General features: G+C 72.6%; 14 protein-coding genes and 1 tRNA gene. 10 read left to right on the forward strand and 5 right to left on the reverse strand.

Annotated features, from left to right (window positions below; all coding sequences use genetic code 11):
* Position 1: 1 nt before the first annotated feature.
* The 6 genes from CHF16_RS02640 to CHF16_RS02665 all read left to right on the forward strand — a co-directional run bounded on the left by CHF16_RS02640 (position 2) and on the right by CHF16_RS02665 (position 9,519).
* Complete coding sequence (locus tag CHF16_RS02640) at positions 2-799, forward strand: hypothetical protein (RefSeq protein WP_089324232.1); 798 nt, start codon at positions 2-4, stop codon at positions 797-799.
* A 52-nt stretch (positions 800-851) separates the two neighbouring features.
* On the forward strand, positions 852-2,108 hold the full coding sequence (locus tag CHF16_RS02645) for a hypothetical protein (protein WP_143227850.1): 1,257 nt from the start codon (positions 852-854) through the stop codon (positions 2,106-2,108).
* A 337-nt stretch (positions 2,109-2,445) separates the two neighbouring features.
* Entirely contained in the window at positions 2,446-7,017 is a 4,572-nt protein-coding gene (gltB, locus tag CHF16_RS02650) for a glutamate synthase large subunit (RefSeq protein WP_089324234.1), read from the forward strand.
* A gap of 17 nt (positions 7,018-7,034) precedes the next feature.
* Positions 7,035-8,498, forward strand: a complete 1,464-nt coding sequence (locus CHF16_RS02655) for a glutamate synthase subunit beta (RefSeq protein WP_089324235.1) — start codon at positions 7,035-7,037, stop codon at positions 8,496-8,498.
* Positions 8,499-8,569: 71 nt separating this feature from the next.
* A complete protein-coding gene (locus tag CHF16_RS02660) occupies positions 8,570-8,989 on the forward strand; it encodes a helix-turn-helix transcriptional regulator (protein ID WP_245868165.1) in 420 nt (139 codons plus the stop codon).
* A gap of 77 nt (positions 8,990-9,066) precedes the next feature.
* Positions 9,067-9,519 carry a VOC family protein gene (locus CHF16_RS02665; RefSeq protein WP_089324236.1) on the forward strand — a complete coding sequence of 151 codons (453 nt, stop codon included), beginning with the start codon at positions 9,067-9,069 and terminating at the stop codon, positions 9,517-9,519.
* 89 nt (positions 9,520-9,608) lie between these two features.
* Here CHF16_RS02665 and CHF16_RS02670 read toward each other — a convergent pair whose 3' ends face one another.
* Together CHF16_RS02670 and CHF16_RS02675 are read right to left on the reverse strand one after the other, a co-directional pair.
* Complete coding sequence (locus tag CHF16_RS02670; protein ID WP_089324237.1) at positions 9,609-10,040, reverse strand: DUF6069 family protein; 432 nt, start codon at positions 10,038-10,040, stop codon at positions 9,609-9,611.
* Positions 10,041-10,218: 178 nt separating this feature from the next.
* The gene (locus tag CHF16_RS02675) at positions 10,219-11,646 is read right to left on the reverse strand and encodes a pyridoxal phosphate-dependent decarboxylase family protein (protein WP_089324238.1); all 1,428 of its coding nucleotides are present in this window, start codon (positions 11,644-11,646) and stop codon (positions 10,219-10,221) included.
* A 309-nt stretch (positions 11,647-11,955) separates the two neighbouring features.
* Between CHF16_RS02675 and CHF16_RS02680 the strand changes: the two genes are divergently transcribed.
* Positions 11,956-12,816: a hypothetical protein gene (locus CHF16_RS02680; RefSeq protein WP_089324239.1), complete on the forward strand. Its 861-nt coding sequence runs from the start codon at positions 11,956-11,958 to the stop codon at positions 12,814-12,816.
* A 1-nt stretch (position 12,817) separates the two neighbouring features.
* On the opposite strand, the gene CHF16_RS02685 is transcribed toward CHF16_RS02680, so the two are convergent.
* The gene (locus CHF16_RS02685; protein ID WP_089324240.1) at positions 12,818-13,501 is read right to left on the reverse strand and encodes a DUF6597 domain-containing transcriptional factor; all 684 of its coding nucleotides are present in this window, start codon (positions 13,499-13,501) and stop codon (positions 12,818-12,820) included.
* A gap of 64 nt (positions 13,502-13,565) precedes the next feature.
* On the opposite strand from CHF16_RS02685, the gene CHF16_RS02690 reads away from it, so the two are divergent.
* Both CHF16_RS02690 and pyk read left to right on the forward strand, forming a co-directional pair.
* Positions 13,566-14,120, forward strand: coding sequence for a type 1 glutamine amidotransferase domain-containing protein (locus tag CHF16_RS02690; protein WP_089324241.1), 555 nt, complete (start codon positions 13,566-13,568; stop codon positions 14,118-14,120).
* A 108-nt stretch (positions 14,121-14,228) separates the two neighbouring features.
* A complete protein-coding gene (gene pyk, locus CHF16_RS02695; protein WP_089324302.1) occupies positions 14,229-15,659 on the forward strand; it encodes a pyruvate kinase in 1,431 nt (476 codons plus the stop codon).
* 204 nt (positions 15,660-15,863) lie between these two features.
* On the opposite strand, the gene CHF16_RS02700 is transcribed toward pyk, so the two are convergent.
* A complete protein-coding gene (locus CHF16_RS02700; RefSeq protein ID WP_342750066.1) occupies positions 15,864-16,445 on the reverse strand; it encodes a hypothetical protein in 582 nt (193 codons plus the stop codon).
* A 393-nt stretch (positions 16,446-16,838) separates the two neighbouring features.
* Positions 16,839-16,912 (reverse strand) — tRNA-Leu (locus tag CHF16_RS02705).
* 83 nt (positions 16,913-16,995) lie between these two features.
* On the opposite strand from CHF16_RS02705, the gene CHF16_RS02710 reads away from it, so the two are divergent.
* Positions 16,996-17,604, forward strand: coding sequence for an ANTAR domain-containing response regulator (locus tag CHF16_RS02710; protein ID WP_281259315.1), 609 nt, complete (start codon positions 16,996-16,998; stop codon positions 17,602-17,604).
* Positions 17,605-17,810 lie beyond the last annotated feature (206 nt).

Consider the following 17,810-nt stretch of genomic DNA (forward strand, 5'->3'; position numbering starts at 1 on the left):
CGTGATCGAGGCTCGTGACACGGGTTCCGCCGCGGCCGCCCGGGAGGGCGGGGGGCGGGACTTCTGGCCGGAGGACAAGCCCGGCCGCAGGCTCCCCAGTCCGAAGCTGTTCTTCGGCGGCGCCGCGGCGCTCGTCGTGGTGATCGTCGCCGTGGTGGCGGTGGTCCTGCTGACCGGCGGAGGAGGCGGCGGGGACGCCGCGCCGAAGACGGCGGTGCCGACCGCCTACACGCCGGACTACGCGGGTGAGGGCTTCAGCCAGATCGCGTCCCGCGACGCCGACAAGCGGGCGGTCACCGAGGGCGAGGCGTTCGGCGCCAAGTCGCTCAAGAGCGGCGCGTACTCGTTCGCGCTGGCCTCGTCCAAGCTGTCCGGCGACTGCAAGGACGGCACCTGGGGCGGCCGCCTGCAGGCCGACCTCGCCAAGTTCGGCTGCAGCCAGCTCGTCCGCGCCGCCTACGTGAGCGCCGACAAGAAGCACGTCGGCCAGTTCATCGTGCTGAACATGGCGGACGAGAACGGCGTCAAGCAGATCCTGCGCGACCTCGACCCGGCGACGGGCGCGGGCTGGGTGGCGCCGCTGAAGGCCGAGGGCGTCCCCGCGTTCGGGTCCGGGTTCAGCGCCGCCTACGCCAAGACCTACGGCCACTACGCCGTGCTCACGTGGGTGCAGCGGGCCGGCGGCGCGCAGCCCGCCTCGCTCAACGAGATGATCGATGTGAGCCTGGTCATCGAGAACGCCGCCGACTTCCTCTACGGGCGCCTCGACCTGGCCGCCGGCGGAAGGCCGGGGCAGTGACCGGCCCGCGCGCGGGCGTGTCACCGGCCGGCGGGCAGTAGTCTGCGCGCTCGTGGACCCCGATGACCCCCGCCGCGGCGGACGCGGCCGAGCGCCGGTGAGCCGGCAGCAGGGCCGCGGCGGCCGTCCCGGCCCGCGCAGGACGGCGCCCGCCCGGATGGGCGGCCCGCGCCGCGGCGGACCGTCGTCCCGCCCGGCCCCGCGCCGGGAGCGTCCCGCCCCGCCTCCCGCACCGCCTCGCGACGGCGCGCCGCCGCCCTACGACGGCATGCCGGCCTACGGGGAGGCTCCGTACGAGGCGTCCCCGTACGCGGACCCCGCCCACGGGGAGGTCCCCTACGCCGAGGCCCCCTACGGGGAGCCGTACGGCGAGGGGTACGGCGAGCCGTACGACGAGCCGTACGAGGCCGCCCCGCCCGCGCGCCCCGGCGGGCGTCCGGCGAAGCGGCCCGGCAAGGCGAAACGGCAGGACCGGCCCGGCCGCCCCAAGCAGTTCAAGCAGGGCAAACCGCCGAAGCGGCCGAAGAAGCCGGCCCGGCCGGGCGAGCCGGCGGCCCCGGGCGGGCTCGCGGGGCTCGGCCCGAAGCTGTACTTCGGCGCGGCCGCCGTGCTCGGGGTGTTCGTGCTGCTCGGGCTCGCCGCCGTCGTCGCGTTCCGCGACGGGAACGGTCCCGCGGCGGACGGCGCGGCGAACGCGAAGATCGGGCGGCCGGCGGGCAACGGGCCGTCCCCGACCTCCTACTCCAGTTCGCCGTCGACGTCGGCGTACGGCGGGATCGCCGCGCGCGGGTCCGATCCCGCGCCGCTGACGGCCGCGGAGGCGTTCCCGCCGGACGAGACGACGCTCGCCGTCCCGGACGGCGAGGTCAAGGTGAAGCTGCGCGCCAAGCGGCTGGACGCCGACTGCGCCGCCGCCGTGTGGGGCGGCAGCGTGGCCGCCGAGCTCGGCAAGGGCGGCTGCACGCAGGCGGCGCGCGGCATCTACTCCGACACCAGGCGCGGGTACGGGCTGGCCGTCGCGGTGTTCAACCTGAACAGCTCGGCGGACGCGGACCGGTTCGTCGCCCGGCTGGAGCAGACGATCGGCGCCGGTTTCGTCCGGCCGCTGGAGGCGCCCGCGCCGCTGGACGACTTCGGCCGCGGCTTCGGCATGGCGCGGGGCCTCGCCATGGGCCACTTCGCCGTGGTCTCGTGGGCGGAGCGGCTGGACGGCAAGGGCTCCGAGACCGACGAGACGCTGCTGTCGCTGCTGATCGAGGGCGGCAAGTCCCCGGCGGTGCTCGGCCGCGCCGCCCGCACGTCCCAGTAGCGTCCGGCCGGGGAGCGCCCGTCCGGGAGCGCCCGTCCGGAGCGTCCAGCGAGGGAATCTTTCGGTAGATCACCGGTGTTGCGGGTTAAACGTCCCGTATACGGTGATGATGCTCACCCAGGTCAGCGCCATGCCGGGTCGAAGCCCGGCACTAGCCTTGGTCTAAACCACTCCGAGATGGCATGCCGCCGGATCGTCGCGGGGAAGTTTCGCGATCCGGTGCAGTCGGGCATGTTCCCGACAGTGATGTAATGTCATCTCACCGCAGCAGGGCCAACGTCGTCCCACGACTGCACTGACAACGAAGCAGTGACACGAGACGACGACGGGAGGGTTGATGGCCGCAGCTGCCTTCACACCTGCTGCCCGCGCACAGGGCCGCCCCGATGCCGAGGGGCTGTACGACCCGGCCAACGAGCACGACGCCTGCGGCGTCGGCATGGTCGCCGACATGCACGGCCGCAAGAGCCACGAGATCGTCCAGAACGCCCTGACCGTACTGAAGAACCTCGACCACCGCGGTGCGGTGGGCGCGGAGCCGGACGACGGCGACGGCGTCGGCATCCTCGTCCAGATCCCCGACGCGTTCTTCCGCGAGGTCTGCGACTTCCCGCTGCCCGAGGCCGGCGCGTACGCGGCCGGCATCGCCTTCCTGCCGGTCGAGGCGGGCGAGCGCGTGGCGGCGGTCGCGCACATCGAGAAGCTGTGCGTGGAGGAGGGCCTCACCGTCCTCGGCTGGCGCGAGCTCCCGCACGACCCCGACTTCACCGGCCCCGCGGCGCGGCGCGTCATGCCGCACTTCGCGCAGCTGTTCATCGCCCCCGCCGCCGGCGGCCCGCACGCGGACCGGACCGGCCTGGAGCTGGACCGCGTGGTGTTCTGCATGCGCGAGCGCGCCGAGCAGGACGTCCGGGTGTACTTCCCGAGCCTGTCCAGCCGCACGATCGTCTACAAGGGGATGCTGACGACCCCGCAACTGGAGCCGTTCTTCCCCGACCTGTCGGACCGCCGCTTCAGCAGCGCGATCGCCCTGGTCCACTCGCGGTTCTCGACCAACACCTTCCCCGCGTGGGAGCTGGCCCACCCGTACCGGTTCATCGCCCACAACGGCGAGATCAACACGGTGAAGGGCAACCGGAACTGGATGCGGGCCCGCGAGGCGCTGCTGAAGTCCGACCTGCTCCCCGGCGACCTGTCCCGGATCTTCCCGGTGATCGACATCGAGGCGTCCGACACCGCCTCGTTCGACGAGTGCCTGGAGCTGCTGCACCTCGGCGGCCGGTCGCTGCCGCACGCGGTCCTGATGATGATCCCGGAGGCGTGGGAGAACCACACCGAGATGGACCCGGCGCGCCGGGCCTTCTACGAGTTCCACTCCACGCTGATGGAGGCGTGGGACGGCCCCGCCAGCGTCAGCTTCACCGACGGGACCGTGGTCGGCGCCGTCCTGGACCGCAACGGGCTGCGCCCCGGCCGGTACTGGGTCACCGACGACGGCCTGGTCGTGCTGGCCAGCGAGGCCGGCGTGCTCGACATCCCGGCGAGCAAGGTCGTCCGCAAGGGCCGCCTCCAGCCCGGCAAGATCTTCCTCGTGGACACCGCCGCCGGGCGGATCGTCGAGGACGACGAGGTCAAGGCCGAGCTGGCCGCCGAGCACCCGTACGGCGAGTGGCTGCACGAGGGCCTCGTCCGGTTCGAGGAGCTGCCGCAGCGCGAGCGGGAGATCCCGACGCACGAGACGCTCGTCCGGCGCCAGCAGACGTTCGGCTACACCCTCGAAGAGCAGCGGATCATCCTGACGCCGATGGCCAAGACGGGCGCGGAGCCGATCGGGTCGATGGGCACCGACACCCCGATCGCGGTGCTCTCGGAGCGGCCGCGGCTGCTGTTCGACTACTTCAAGCAGCTGTTCGCGCAGGTCACGAACCCGCCGCTGGACGCGATCCGCGAGGAGCTCGTCACCTCGCTGCAGTCCACGCTCGGCCCGGAGGGCAACCTGCTGGAGCCCGGCCCGGACTCGTGCCGCCGGCTCGTCCTGCCGACCCCGATCCTGGACAACGACGAACTGTCCAAGATCATCCATATCGACGACGAGGGGTCCCTGCCGCACCTGCAGGCCCACGTCGTGCAGGGCCTGTACGAGGTCGCCGGCGGGGGAGAGGCCCTGGAGGCCCGCCTGGAGGAGATCAACTCCGAGGTGAGCCGGGCCATCGCGGCCGGCGCCCGCATCATCGTGCTGTCGGACCGCGGCGCCGACTCCGCCCGCGCCGCGATCCCGTCGCTGCTGCTCACCGGCTCGGTCCACCACCACCTGATCCGGGAGAAGACCCGCACCCGGACCGGCCTGGTGATCGAGACGGGCGAGGCCCGCGAGTGCCACCACATGGCGCTGCTCATCGGGTACGGCGCGTCCGCGATCAACCCGTACCTGGCGATCGAGACCGTCGAGGACCTCGTCCGCGCCGGGACGATCGACGGCGTGGAGCCGGCGAAGGCCGTCCGGAACCTCGTGAAGGCGTACGGCAAGGGCGTCCTGAAGGTCATGTCGAAGATGGGCGTGTCCACGGTCGCGTCCTACACCGGCGCGCAGATCTTCGAGGCGATCGGCCTCGGCGAGGACGTGGTGTCGCGCTGCTTCACCGGCACCACCTCCAGGCTCGGCGGCGTCGGGTTCGACGTGCTGGCCCGCGAGGTCGCGGAGCGGCACGCCCGCGCCTACCCGCCGGGCGGCAACGACCTCCCGCACCGCACCCTGGAGGTCGGCGGCGAGTACCAGTGGCGCCGCGAGGGCGAGCCGCACCTGTTCAACCCGGACACGGTGTTCAAGCTCCAGCACGCCACCCGCACCCGCCGCTACGAGATCTTCAAGGAGTACACCGCCAAGGTCGACTCGCAGGCCGAGAAGCTCATGACCCTGCGCGGGCTGTTCAAGCTCCGGGAGGGCGAGCGGGAGCCGGTGCCGATCGAGGAGGTCGAGCCGGTCTCGGAGATCGTCAAGCGGTTCTCCACCGGCGCGATGTCCTACGGGTCGATCTCCGCGGAGGCGCACGAGACCCTCGCGATCGCGATGAACCGGCTCGGCGGCAAGTCCAACACCGGCGAGGGCGGCGAGGACCCGGCGCGGTTCACCCCGGACGAGAACGGCGACCTGCGGCGCAGCGCCATCAAGCAGGTCGCGTCCGGCCGGTTCGGCGTGACCTCGGAGTACCTCACCAACTCCGACGACATCCAGATCAAGATGGCGCAGGGCGCCAAGCCCGGCGAGGGCGGCCAGCTGCCCGGCCACAAGGTCTACCCGTGGATCGCCAAGACGCGGCACTCCACCCCGGGCGTCGGCCTCATCTCGCCGCCGCCGCACCACGACATCTACTCGATCGAGGACCTCGCGCAGCTCATCCACGACCTGAAGAACGCCAACCCCGCGGCGCGCGTGCACGTCAAGCTCGTCGCCGAGGTCGGGGTCGGCACGGTCGCGGCCGGGGTGTCCAAGGCCCACGCCGACGTGGTGCTGATCTCCGGGCACGACGGCGGCACCGGCGCGTCCCCGCTGACGTCGCTGAAGCACGCCGGCGCCCCCTGGGAGCTCGGCCTCGCCGAGACGCAGCAGACGCTGCTGCTGAACGGCCTGCGCGACCGCATCGTCGTGCAGACCGACGGGCAGATGAAGACCGGCCGCGACGTCGTCATCGCCGCGCTCCTCGGCGCCGAGGAGTACGGCTTCGCGACCGCGCCGCTGGTGGTGTCGGGCTGCGTGATGATGCGGGTCTGCCACCTGGACACCTGCCCCGTCGGCGTCGCCACCCAGAACCCGGTGCTGCGGCAGCGGTTCTCCGGCAAGCCCGAGTTCGTGGTGAACTTCTTCGAGTTCGTCGCCGAGGAGGTCCGCGAGTACCTGGCGGCCCTCGGGTTCCGGTCGCTGGACGAGGCCATCGGGCACGTCGAGATGATCGACGCCCGGCAGGCCGTGGAGCACTGGAAGGCGTCCGGCCTGGACCTGACCCCCGTCCTGCACACTCCCGAGGTCGCGGACGGCGCGTCGCTGCGCCGCACCGCCGAGCAGGACCACGGGCTGGAGAAGGCGCTCGACAACACGCTGATCCAGCTCGCCGAGGGCGCGCTCGCCTACGGCGACCAGGTGAAGCTGGAGCTGCCGATCCGCAACGTCAACCGGACGGTCGGCACCATGCTCGGCCACGAGCTGACGAAGAAGTGGGGCGGCGCGGGCCTGCCCGACGGCACGATCGACGTGACCTTCACCGGGTCGGCGGGCAACTCGTTCGGCGCGTTCGTGCCCCGCGGCATCACGCTGCGGCTCGTCGGCGACGCCAACGACTACGTCGGCAAGGGCCTGTCCGGCGGGCGGCTCACGCTGGCGCCGCCGGCGGACGCGGCGTTCGCGGCCGAGGAGCAGATCATCGGCGGCAACGTCATCCTGTACGGCGCGACCTCCGGCGAGCTGTTCGCCCGCGGCGTCGTCGGGGAGCGGTTCTGCGTCCGCAACTCCGGCGCCACCGCCGTCGTCGAGGGCGTCGGCGACCACGCCTGCGAGTACATGACCGGCGGCCGCGCGGTGATCCTCGGCCGGACCGGCCGCAACCTCGCGGCCGGCATGTCCGGCGGCATCGCCTACGTCCTGGACCTGGTGCCCGAGCGGGTCAACGGCGAGATGGTCGACCTGGAACCGCTGGACGCCGGCGACACCGGGTTCGTCCGGGGGCTGGTCGAGCGGCACCTCGCCGAGACCGGCTCCGCCGTCGCCCGGCGGCTGCTGGACGACTGGGACGCCGCCGCCGCCCGCTTCACCAAGATCATGCCGCGCGACTACCGGCGCGTCCTGGACGCCATGGCCAAGGCGGAGGCCGAGGGCCGCGACGTCGACGAGGCCGTCATGGCCGCGGCGCAGAGCTGAGAGAGGGGGGAATCCACATGGCCGACCCGAAGGGTTTCCTGACCGTCGGGCGGGAGCTCCCGAAGCGCCGCCCGGTCGACGTGCGCATCAAGAGCTGGTCGGAGGTCTACGAGGACTTCGGCACCGACCGGCTCGAGAAGCAGGCGAGCCGCTGCATGGACTGCGGCATCCCGTTCTGCCACCAGGGCTGCCCCCTCGGCAACCTGATCCCCGAGTGGAACGACCTCGTCTACCGCAAGGACTGGCGGGAGGCGATCGAGCGGCTGCACGCCACCAACAACTTCCCCGAGTTCACCGGGCGGCTGTGCCCCGCCCCGTGCGAGAGCGCCTGCGTCCTCGGCATCAACCAGGACCCGGTGACGATCAAGCGGGTCGAGGTCGAGATCATCGACCGGGCGTTCGCCGAGGGCTGGGTGCGCCCGCAGCCGCCCGCGGTGAAGACCGGCCGGACGGTGGCGGTCGTCGGCTCGGGCCCCGCGGGCCTCGCCGCCGCGCAGCAGCTCACCCGCGCCGGCCACGACGTCACGGTGTACGAGCGCGCCGACCGGATCGGCGGCCTGCTGCGCTACGGCATCCCCGAGTTCAAGATGGAGAAGCGGCACCTCGACCGGCGCCTCGCCCAGATGCGCGCCGAGGGCACCGCCTTCAAGACCTCGGTGAACGTCGGCGTCGACGTCACCGCCGACGAGCTGCGCGAGCGCTACGACGCCGTCGTCCTGGCGGGCGGCGCCACCGCCTGGCGCGACCTGCCCGTCCCCGGGCGCGAGCTCAAGGGCGTCTACCAGGCGATGGAGTACCTGCCGCCGTCCAACCGGGCGCAGGAGGGCGACTACGACGAGTCGCCGATCTCCGCGAAGGGCAAGCACGTCGTCGTCATCGGCGGCGGCGACACCGGCGCCGACTGCATCGGCACCGCGATCCGGCAGGGCGCCGCGTCCGTCACCCAGCTGGAGATCATGCCGCGGCCGCCGGAGACCCGCCCGGACGCCCAGCCGTGGCCGACGTACCCCATGCTGTTCAAGGTCGAGAGCGCCCACGAGGAGCTCGCCGACATGGGCGGCGACCGCGTCTACGCCGTCTCCACCACCGAGTTCGTCGGCGACGGGGACGGCAACGTCCGCGCGCTGCGGCTGGTGGAGGTCGGCGGCCCGGAGACCCGGTTCGCGCCGGTCGAGGGCACCGAGCGGGAGATCCCCGCCGAGCTGGTCACGCTCGCCATGGGCTTCCTCGGCCCGCAGCGCGAGGGCCTGCTGGAGCAGCTCGGCGTCGACCTCGACCAGCGCGGCAACGTCGTCCGCGACGGCGACTACCGGACGTCGGTGGACGGCGTGTACGCCGCCGGCGACATGGGCCGCGGCCAGTCGCTGATCGTCTGGGCGATCGCCGAGGGACGCGCCGCCGCGCACGGCGTCGACGCCTACCTCACCGGCCGCACCGACCTGCCGTACCCGATCCCGCCGACGGCGCGGCCGATCGCCTGACCCTCTCGACCGCACGCCGTGAAGGCCCCGGAGGGACGTCCCTCCGGGGCCTTCGTGCGAGCATGGGGACCATGCAGAACACGGCATCCGCGCCGGACACCGCCGTGCTGCGGCGGATGCGGGTCGCCCGCGACGCCATGGACCGCGAGTGGGCCGAACCCCTCGACGTCGCCGCCGTCGCCGCCCGGGCCGGGTACTCCCGCTACCACTTCGTCCGGCTGTTCAGCGAGGTCTACGGCGAGACCCCCGGCGCCTACCTCGCCCGCCGCCGCATCGAACGCGCCCAGGACCTGCTGCGCACCGCCAACCTCACCGTCACCGAGATCTGCATGCTGGTCGGCTTCACGAGCCTCGGCACGTTCTGCACCCGCTTCAAGCGGCAGACCGGCATGACGCCGACCGAGTTCCGCCGCCGCGCCCGCGCCGGCGGGGCCGCCGCCATCCCCGGCTGCCACGTGCTGCTGTGGGCGGGCGGCTTCCGCGGGCGCTGAGCAACTTTCGAGAAGGCCGCCCGCCTCCCGGCCGCCTAGCGTGAACACCCCGAACCACCGCCCACCAGGGAGGCACCATGATCACTAAGCTGGGGCTGGCCACCGTCTGGGTCCTCGACCAGGACTCCGCCATCGCGTTCTTCACCGGGAAGCTCGGCCTGGAGGTCCGCGACGACCTGACCCTCGGCGAGGGCGGGATGCGCTGGGTGACCGTCGGCGCCAAGGACCAGCCCGACCTCAGCCTCGCCCTGATGGTCCCCGGGCCGCCCACCATGGACCCCGAGTCCGCCGCGCAGATGAGGGCGCTCATCGCCAAGGGCGTCCTCGGCGCCGGCGCGTTCAACACCGACGACTGCCAGGCCGAGTACGAGCGCCTGTCCGCCCTCGGCGTCGACTTCGTCCACAAGCCGGAGAAGCGCCCGTACGGCATCGAAGCCGTCTTCCGCGACGACTCCGGATGCTGGTACAGCCTCACCCAGCCCTTCGAGGCACTCGACGAGACCGTCCCCTGGAACGACTGCGCGACCTGAGGGGCGGCGGCCCGAGTCATCGAGAAGGCCCTGGAGGGACGTCCCTCCAGGGCCTTCGCGGTTTCGCGGCCGGGTCTTCGGCCGGCGGGTCATCGGCCGGCGGGGCGGCGGACCAGGGGCAGCAGCGCCACCGCGACCACGATGTGGATCACCGCCAGCGCGGCGCGGGTGGCGGGCGAGGCCTGCTCCAGCCCGAGCGGCACGAACGACAGGGCCAGCACGGCGGCGGCGAGGACGCTCCACACGGTGCGCGCGTGCCGGGTGAACCGCTCCAGCAGCGCCATCGTCCCCCAGCCGAGCAGGGCGAACAGCAGGGTGAACGCGGCGATCTCCGGGACGATCAGGTGGTGCGACTGGTCCTTGCCGGGGTCGGTGAGGAGGAAGTCGGTGCCGGCCGCGGAGGCCGCCAGGTAGAGGGCGACGTTGGCGGCGACCGCGGCGCCGACCGCCGTCGCGCGCACCCGCCGGACGCTCCGGCCGGCCGTGGCGGAAGCGGTGCTCTGCATCGTCGTCGTGGCCATCACGTGCTCCTTCGGTTCGCGGGGCGGGTGCCCCGGGGGGACGCCTCACATCCTGCGCTAGGACAAACTGAATTGTCAAGACAAAAAAATTTGTCGGTGTGGGATGACGGGGGACCGGCGCGGTGACCTTTGGAGATGCCGTCGCGGGGCGGCCGCCCGAGCCGCCCCGCGACGCGGCTCAGACCGTGATGGTGGGGCCGAGTTCGCGGAGGACGTCCACCAGGCGCTCCACGTCGGCCTTCGTCGTCCGCCAGTTCAGCGGCGCCGGGCGGAACACCGTCATCCCCCGGTAGGTGCTCGTGCCCGCGTACACCCGGCCGTCCCTGAGGAGCGCCTCACCCAGGCGCGCGTTCAGCTCGTCGAGCCGCTCCTCGGGGACGCCCTCCGGCCGGTACCGGAAACACGCGATGCACAGCTGGACGGGCGCCAGCAACTCCAGATCCGGAGCCGCCTCCACGAGCGCGCCGAGATGGGCGGCCACGTCCAGGTGCCGCTCCACCATCTCCCGGTAGCCGTCCCGTCCGTACGCGCGCAGCGTCGCCCAGATCGGCAGCGCCCGCGCCCGCCGCGACGACTCCGGGCCCAGCATGTTGTAGTTGACCCGGTCATCGCCCTCGTCCGGCAGGTACGCCGCACCCCACGCCCCGAACGCGCGGCTCAGCCAGCCCGCGTCCCGCACGAACGAGAACCCGCTCTCGTACGGGACGTTCAGCCACTTGTGGCCGTCCGCCGTCACCGAGTCCGCCCGCTCCACCCCGCGCGCCAGATGCGCGGTGCGCGGGCTCAGCGCGGCGAACAGCCCGAACGCCCCGTCCACATGCAGCCACGCGCCGTGCCGCTCCGCCAGGTCCGCCAGGTCGGCGACCGGATCGCTGTCACCGGTGTTGACCTCGCCGAGATTCGCCACCACCACCGCGCGCCCGCCCACCCGGGCCAGTGCCTCGTCCATCGCGGCGAGATCGACCCGCCCCGCGTCGTCGCGGGCGAACGTGCGCAGCGTGTCCCGCCCGCACCCGAGGATCTGCAGCGCCTTCCGCGTGCTGACGTGCACCAGCCCGCTGCTGAACACCGGCATCGCCGGCAGCCCCGCCAGGCCCCGCGAGGTGACGTCCACGCCGTACCCGTCCGCCCACCACGACCGCGCGCACGCCAGGCCCGCCACATGCGCGAGCGTCGCGCTCGGCGTCAGCACGCCCCCGAACGCCGTAGGCAGCCCGAACAGCTCCTTCAGCCACCGCAGCACCACCGTCTCCGCCCGCGCCGCCAGCGGCGACGTCAGCCACAGCCCCGCCGCCTGGTCCAGCAGCGACGCCGTCCAGTCGCCCGCCATCGCCGCCGGCGTCGACCCGCCCACCACGAAGTGGAAGAACCGCGGCCCGGACGAGTGCGTCGCCGCCGCCGTCCCGACCCGCACCAGCCGCTCCACCGCGGCCACCGCGCCGTCCCCCGCGGCCGGCAGCGGGCCGTCCAGCTCGTCGAGCAGCGCGTCCATCGCCCCGTCGTGCACCGGACGCTCCCGCAGGCTGTCCAGATACGGCCCCGCCTCCCGCGCCACCACCGCGAGAGGCTCACCGGCCCTGTCACGTTCGTCTAGGGGATCACTCATGACGCATAGCAGACCACAGCGGACACTCCGGTGAAAGCGGCCTTGACCTCGACACCCCCTTGTGGTCTTGGAACCGGTCGGCTACGGTCCCGCCAGGGTTCACGCCCGGCGCCGGACGGCACACTCCCCGGCACGCCGCCGTGGACCACCCGCTCCCGCACCCCGCAACGCGGGACATCAGGGGCCCGGCCACCCACCGCTGGGGTGGCCGGGCCCACCGCGTCCCGCGGCGGACCGCGCCCACCGCGTCCCGCGGCCATGACCGTTTCCTGCAAGACGGGCCGGAAGCGGCCGCCCTACGGTGGCGCCATGACCGTCCCGCACCCCGACGCCCTGACCCGCGCCGAACAGTTCATGCTGCTCAACGCCCGCCTCATCGACCGGCACCGGTTCGCGCTCCACTTCCGCGGAGCACCCGGAGCCCCCGTCGTCGCCGCGCTCCGGCCCTACGAGAACCCCGACGGCGGCTACGGTCACGCCCTCGAACCCGACCTGCGCGGACCGGGCAGCCAGCCCGTCCCCGCCCAGCACGCCCTCCAGTACCTCCACGAAGCGGGCGCGGACACCGACCCCGCCGTCGACCGCGTCGCCGGCTACCTCGCCGGCATCACCCGCGCCGACGGGGGAGTGCCCTTCGTGCTCCCCACCGTCCGCGACACCCCGCACGCCCCCTGGTGGCAGACCCCCGACGACCCGCCCGGCGCCCTCAACCCCACCGGCACCCTCGCCGGAATGCTCCACCGCGCCGGCTCCGCCCACCCCTGGCTCGGCCCCGCCACCGACTTCTGCTGGCGCCACCTGGACCGCCCCGGCCTCAACCTCGGCCCCTACGACGTCCTCGCCGTCCTGACCTTCCTCGACCACGTCCCCGACCGCGACCGCGCCGAGGCCGCCTTCTCCCGCCACCGCGACACCCTCGCGGCCGCCGCGCACAGCGACCACCAGGGAATCCTCGACTTCGCCCCCGCCCCTGGCGGATACGGGCACCGCCTCTTCGACCACGACGCCATCGAGGGGCGGCTCGACGCCCTCATCGCCGCCCAGGCCGACGACGGCGGCTGGGACGTCGCCTTCGCCGGCTGGACCCCGCTCACGCGGCCCGAATGGCGCGGCCACACCACCGTCGAACGCCTCCTGACGCTCCGCGCCTACGGCAGGCTCAAACCCTGACTCACAGGAGGTTCCCGACGGGCTCGCCCGCCAGGTCCCGCACCTCGTGCGCGAAATGGGCCTGGTCGGCGTAACCCGCCGCGTACGCCGCCCCCGCCCGCGACTCGCCCGCCCGCACCAGCGAGAGCGCCCGCTGGAACCGCAGCACCCGCTGCAGCGTCTTCGGCCCGTACCCGAACGCCGCCAGCGACCGTCGGCGCAACTGCCGCTCACCCAGGCCCAGCTCGTCCGGCAGGGCCCGCACCGGCCCGCGGGACACCCCCGCCACCACCGCACCCACCAGCGGATCCGGCGGCCCCATCCGCGCCCGCACCGCCGCGACCAGCGCCGCGCGCCGGTCGCCCGCCGCCGCGACCCCGTCGGCCAGCCGGTCCGCCTCCGCGCCCCACAGGTCGCGCAAGGGGACGCGCCCGTCCCGCAGCGCGTCCGCGGGCACGCCCAGCACCGGCGGCGCCGTCCCCGGCCGGAACCGCACCGCCACCACCGCGTCGCCCGGCCGCATCGTCGCGGGAGCCGGGCCGGTGTCCGGCCCCGCCACCAGGATCCCGGCCTCCGACCAGATCAGGTCGACGCAGGCGTCCGGCACCACGCGCTGCACGAACGGCTCGGCGCCGCTCGGCAGCGCCGCCGTCCACGCGCAGGCCAGCCCCGGCGCCTGGTACTCGCGATAGCCGGTCGGGCTCATCCCTCCTGCATACCACCCGACAATCCGGGCAAGGGCCAATCAAAGCGACTAACAAGGAGAACTCATGCCGAACGATCTCCAGGCCAAGACCATCGCCTTCCTCTGCGCCCCCGAGGGCACCGAGCAGGTCGAGCTGACCGAGCCCTGGGCCGCCGTCGAGCAGGCCGGCGGCACCCCCCGCCTCGTCTCCACCCAGTCCGGCCGCCTCCAGGCGTTCGACCACCTGGACAAGGCCGACACCTTCCCCGTCGACACCACCGTCGACGTCTCCGACCACACCGAGTTCGACGGACTGGTCCTCCCGGGCGGCGTCGCCAACCCCGACTTCCTGCGCACCGACCCCAAGGCCGTCGCCTTCGTCAAGTCCTTCTTCGACGCCGGCAAGCCCGTCGCCGTCATCTGCCACGGGCCGTGGACCCTCGTGGAGGCGGACGTCGTCCGCGGCCGCACCATGACGTCCTGGCCGAGCCTGCAGACGGACCTGCGCAACGCCGGGGCCACGTGGGTCGACGAGGAGGTGCAGGTGGACGAGAGCGGGCCCAACGTGCTCGTCAGCAGCCGCAAGCCCGACGACCTCAAGGCCTTCTGCCAGGCCGCCGTCGAGGCGTTCAAGCGCTGACCGGCCACATGTGGTCTAGACCTCTGACCTAGACCAATCGGCGAACCGCGGGCGACCATATCCTGCGTGAATATCCGTACCGACAAGTAACTAAGTACGGTTGTGCACGTGACCCGTCGAGCGAAGATTGTCAGCACCATCGGTCCCGCCTGCTCCAGCACCGAGCAGATCAACGCCCTCGTCGAGGCCGGTATCGACGTCGCCCGCCTCAACATGAGCCACGGCGACCACGCCGTCCACGAGGAGGTCTACCACCGGATCCGGGCGGCCGCCGACGCCACCGGCCGCGGCGTCGGCATCCTCGCCGACCTGCAGGGCCCCAAGATCCGCATCGGGCGCTTCCCCGACGGGCCGGTACGCCTCACCCTCGGCGACGAGTTCACCATCACCACCGACGACGTCCCCGGCACCCGCCGCGAGGTCTCCACCACCTACCAGGGCCTCCCCGGCGACGTCAGCCCCGGCGACACCGTCCTCATCGACGACGGCCGCGTTGCCCTCAAGGTCGTCGGCGTCGACGGCGCCCGCGTCAGCACCACCGTCACCGTCGGCGGCATGGTCTCCGACAACAAGGGCCTCAACCTCCCCGGCGTCCCCGTCAGCGTCCCCGCCCTCACCGAGAAGGACGAGCGCGACCTCCGCTGGGCCCTGCGCCTCGGCGTCGACCTCGTCGCCCTGTCCTTCGTCCGGACCCCCGCCGACGCCGACATCTGCTACCAGATCATGGAAGAGGAGGGCATCCGCGTCCCCCTCATCGGCAAGATCGAGAAGCCGCAGGCCGTCGAGCGCCTCCCCGAGATCGTCGCCGCCTTCGACGGCATCATGGTCGCCCGCGGCGACCTCGGCGTCGAACTCCCCCTCGAGCAGGTCCCCATCGTGCAGAAGCGCGCCATCGAACTCTGCCGCGAGAAGGCCCGCCCGGTCATCGTCGCCACCCAGATGCTCGAATCCATGATCTCCGCGCCCCGCCCCACCCGCGCCGAGACCTCCGACGTCGCCAACGCCGTCTTCGAGGGCGCCGACGCCGTCATGCTGTCCGGCGAGACCAGCGTCGGCCAGTACCCCATCGAGTCCGTCCTCACCATGAGCCGCATCGTGCAGACCGCCGAGCAGGCCGCCCTGCACGCCACCCACACCCTGGAGCGCATGCCCGAGACCGTCGGCGGCGCCATCGCCCGCGCCGCCGCCGAGGTCGGCGCCATCGTCGGCGCCGAGGCCCTCGCCGCGTTCACCATGTCCGGCGAGACCGCCCGCCGCCTGTCCCGCTACCGCTCCCCGATCCCGCTGCTGGCCTTCACCTCGGTCCCCGCCGTCCGCGGCCGCCTCGCGCACGTCTGGGGCGTCGAGACCTTCATCGTCCCCCAGGTCGACCACACCGACGCCATGTTCGGCCAGGTCGAGCAGGCACTCCTCGAACTCGGCCGCTGCCAGAAGGGCGACAAGGTCGTCGTCGTCGCCGGCTCGCCGCCCGGCACCCCCGGCTCCACCAACGCCCTCCGCGTCCACACCCTGGGCGACGCCATAGCCGTCCAGCACTGAGCCGAGGCCGCCCGCACCGAGCCATCCGCCCCGCCGGGCACCGCGCGACCCGCACCCCGCGCGGTGCCCGGCCTCCCCGGCGCCCGCAAAACGTGCCCACTGGGCACGTATCACCACCCGATCTCATTTCCACGTCGCTCCGGCCAACCGCCCGCCCGTGCACGCGGACGGCCCGCACGCCCGCCACGCGGGTGAGGGCGGCGCTCAGAACTTCGGCCCGACGAACTCGTCCAGCCGCGCCACCGCCTCCCGTCTCGCGACCGACACGGTGTGCGCGTTCATCTGCTTCCAGGCGATCCCGAGCCGGTCGAGGACGTCGGTGAACACCTTCTGGATGTCCAGCGACACGCTGGTGAAGTTGTACCGGGGGTACTCGTACCAGCGCTCGCCGCCCTTCAGCGGTCTCCGCACCCGGTTGACGAATCTGCAGCCGTCGGAGTGGAGCAGTCCGCGGACGAGTTCCTCGGCGAACTCCTCCACGATCTCCCGCTGCCATGCCGCCAACTCGATCTTGCGTTCGTGCTTCTTGCCCGGGCCGTGCTGCGGGAAGAGGCAGGGCCAGTGCTTGGAATGACTGTTGACCTCGACACAGCCGACCCGCGGGATGATGCGAACTTTATTCTCCGGCCGGACGGCGCTGACCGCCGCGGCGCACTGCCGGATGAGCCCCGGCCAGGCGTCGGCGCAGGCGATCCGGATGGCCCACACCTTCTTGTCGCGGTCGCCGACCGGGCTGATGTAGCCGTCACCGAGGTAGAGGCCGAGAAGGTAGGCATAAGAGTCCATCGGCTCCGGCAGCGTGGGAGTCTCGGTGCAGCGGGGGCACCGGGCACGCGGCCTGACGTACAGATCCCTTCCCTGGCTCGTCCGTAAGCGCCATTCACGAATCGAGGAGCGGGCGATGCCCGTCCGGCGGCTCGTCTCGCTGATGGTCAGACCCTCATCGAGGAGGGCCAGCGCTCGTTCACGCATGGTGACGTCGTACATGCGCACAGGGTTGCGAACGCCACCGACAATCCTGCGCTGTCCGAGGGGGCGCACTGGCAGATGATTCGACGAGATAGGCCGGTGCGCCGGGTGGGGCCGTATCGCTCAGAAGGTGCGGGCCGCCGGGGGTGTCCGTCGCTCGGCCGGCGGAGTGGTCAACGGTCGCCGGAGAAGCGATGGTTTAGTGGGAAGTGCCCCGAGTGGGATTCGAACCCACACTTGATGTGGTTTGAGCACATTGCCTCTACCTATTGGGCTATCGGGGCATTTACCGGGACATGTCCATTATTGGCTTGTTCGTCACCTCTGAGGGGCGACGGGGACCAGGGTAGCGGGTTTCGGTAGGCTCGTGCGCGTGGAGAGCGCTCGGCGAGTTGTGATCGCGGAAGATGAGGCCCTGATCCGGCTGGACCTGAAGGAGATGCTTCAGGAGGACGGCTACGAGGTCGTCGGGGAGGCGGGGGACGGCGAGGCCGCCGTGCGGCTGGCCGGCGAGCTCAAGCCGGACCTGGTGATCCTGGACGTGAAGATGCCGGTGCTGGACGGGATCTCGGCGGCCGAGCGGATCTCCGCGGACCGGATCGCGCCGGTGGTGATCCTCACCGCGTTCTCCCAGCGCGAGCTCGTCCAGCGGGCGACCGAGGCGGGGGCGATGGCCTACCTCGTCAAGCCGTTCTCCAAGACCGATCTCGCGCCGGCGATCGAGATGGCGGTGAGCCGGTACACCGAGCTGCGGGCGCTGGAGGCCGAGGTCGCGGGGCTGCAGGAGCGGCTGGAGACGCGCAAGGTGGTCGACCGCGCGAAGGGCCTGCTGCAGCAGGCGCACGGGTGGTCCGAGCCGGAGGCGTTCCGCTGGATCCAGAAGACCTCGATGGACCGCCGCCTCACGATGCGGGCGGTCGCCGAGGCGGTCGTGGCGGGCGCGTCCGGCCAGAAGGACGAGTCCGCCGCCGAGTGACCCGGAGTGACCGGTGACCCGGCGCGTTGTCAAGGTCCAACCGCGGGCTCTGGACTGGCCCAGTATCGCTACTCCCCGTAATCGTCCCAGGCAAGTGCCGGTATCGGATGGGCACAGGGGCGTAACGAACGAGTAACCCTTCGATCCGGGGGTCCTGTTTCGGGGTGGGTCGACGGTGTACGACATAGCTGGTCCCCGACTGACCG

Origin of the sequence: Actinomadura meyerae (assembly GCF_900188445.1) — a bacterium.
GTDB classification, from domain to species: Bacteria; Actinomycetota; Actinomycetes; order Streptosporangiales; family Streptosporangiaceae; genus Spirillospora; species Spirillospora meyerae.

Coding starts and splice junctions, on each gene's coding strand:
- CHF16_RS02680 (WP_089324239.1), top strand. CDS start 11,956: ATGACCGTCCCGCACCCCGACGCCCTGACCCGCGCCGAACAGTTCATG.
- CHF16_RS02685 (WP_089324240.1), bottom strand. CDS start 13,501: ATGAGCCCGACCGGCTATCGCGAGTACCAGGCGCCGGGGCTGGCCTGC.
- CHF16_RS02660 (WP_245868165.1), top strand. CDS start 8,570: ATGCAGAACACGGCATCCGCGCCGGACACCGCCGTGCTGCGGCGGATG.
- CHF16_RS02655 (WP_089324235.1), top strand. CDS start 7,035: ATGGCCGACCCGAAGGGTTTCCTGACCGTCGGGCGGGAGCTCCCGAAG.
- CHF16_RS02670 (WP_089324237.1), bottom strand. CDS start 10,040: ATGGCCACGACGACGATGCAGAGCACCGCTTCCGCCACGGCCGGCCGG.
- gltB (WP_089324234.1), top strand. CDS start 2,446: ATGGCCGCAGCTGCCTTCACACCTGCTGCCCGCGCACAGGGCCGCCCC.
- CHF16_RS02665 (WP_089324236.1), top strand. CDS start 9,067: ATGATCACTAAGCTGGGGCTGGCCACCGTCTGGGTCCTCGACCAGGAC.
- CHF16_RS02675 (WP_089324238.1), bottom strand. CDS start 11,646: ATGAGTGATCCCCTAGACGAACGTGACAGGGCCGGTGAGCCTCTCGCG.
- CHF16_RS02700 (WP_342750066.1), bottom strand. CDS start 16,445: ATGGACTCTTATGCCTACCTTCTCGGCCTCTACCTCGGTGACGGCTAC.
- CHF16_RS02690 (WP_089324241.1), top strand. CDS start 13,566: ATGCCGAACGATCTCCAGGCCAAGACCATCGCCTTCCTCTGCGCCCCC.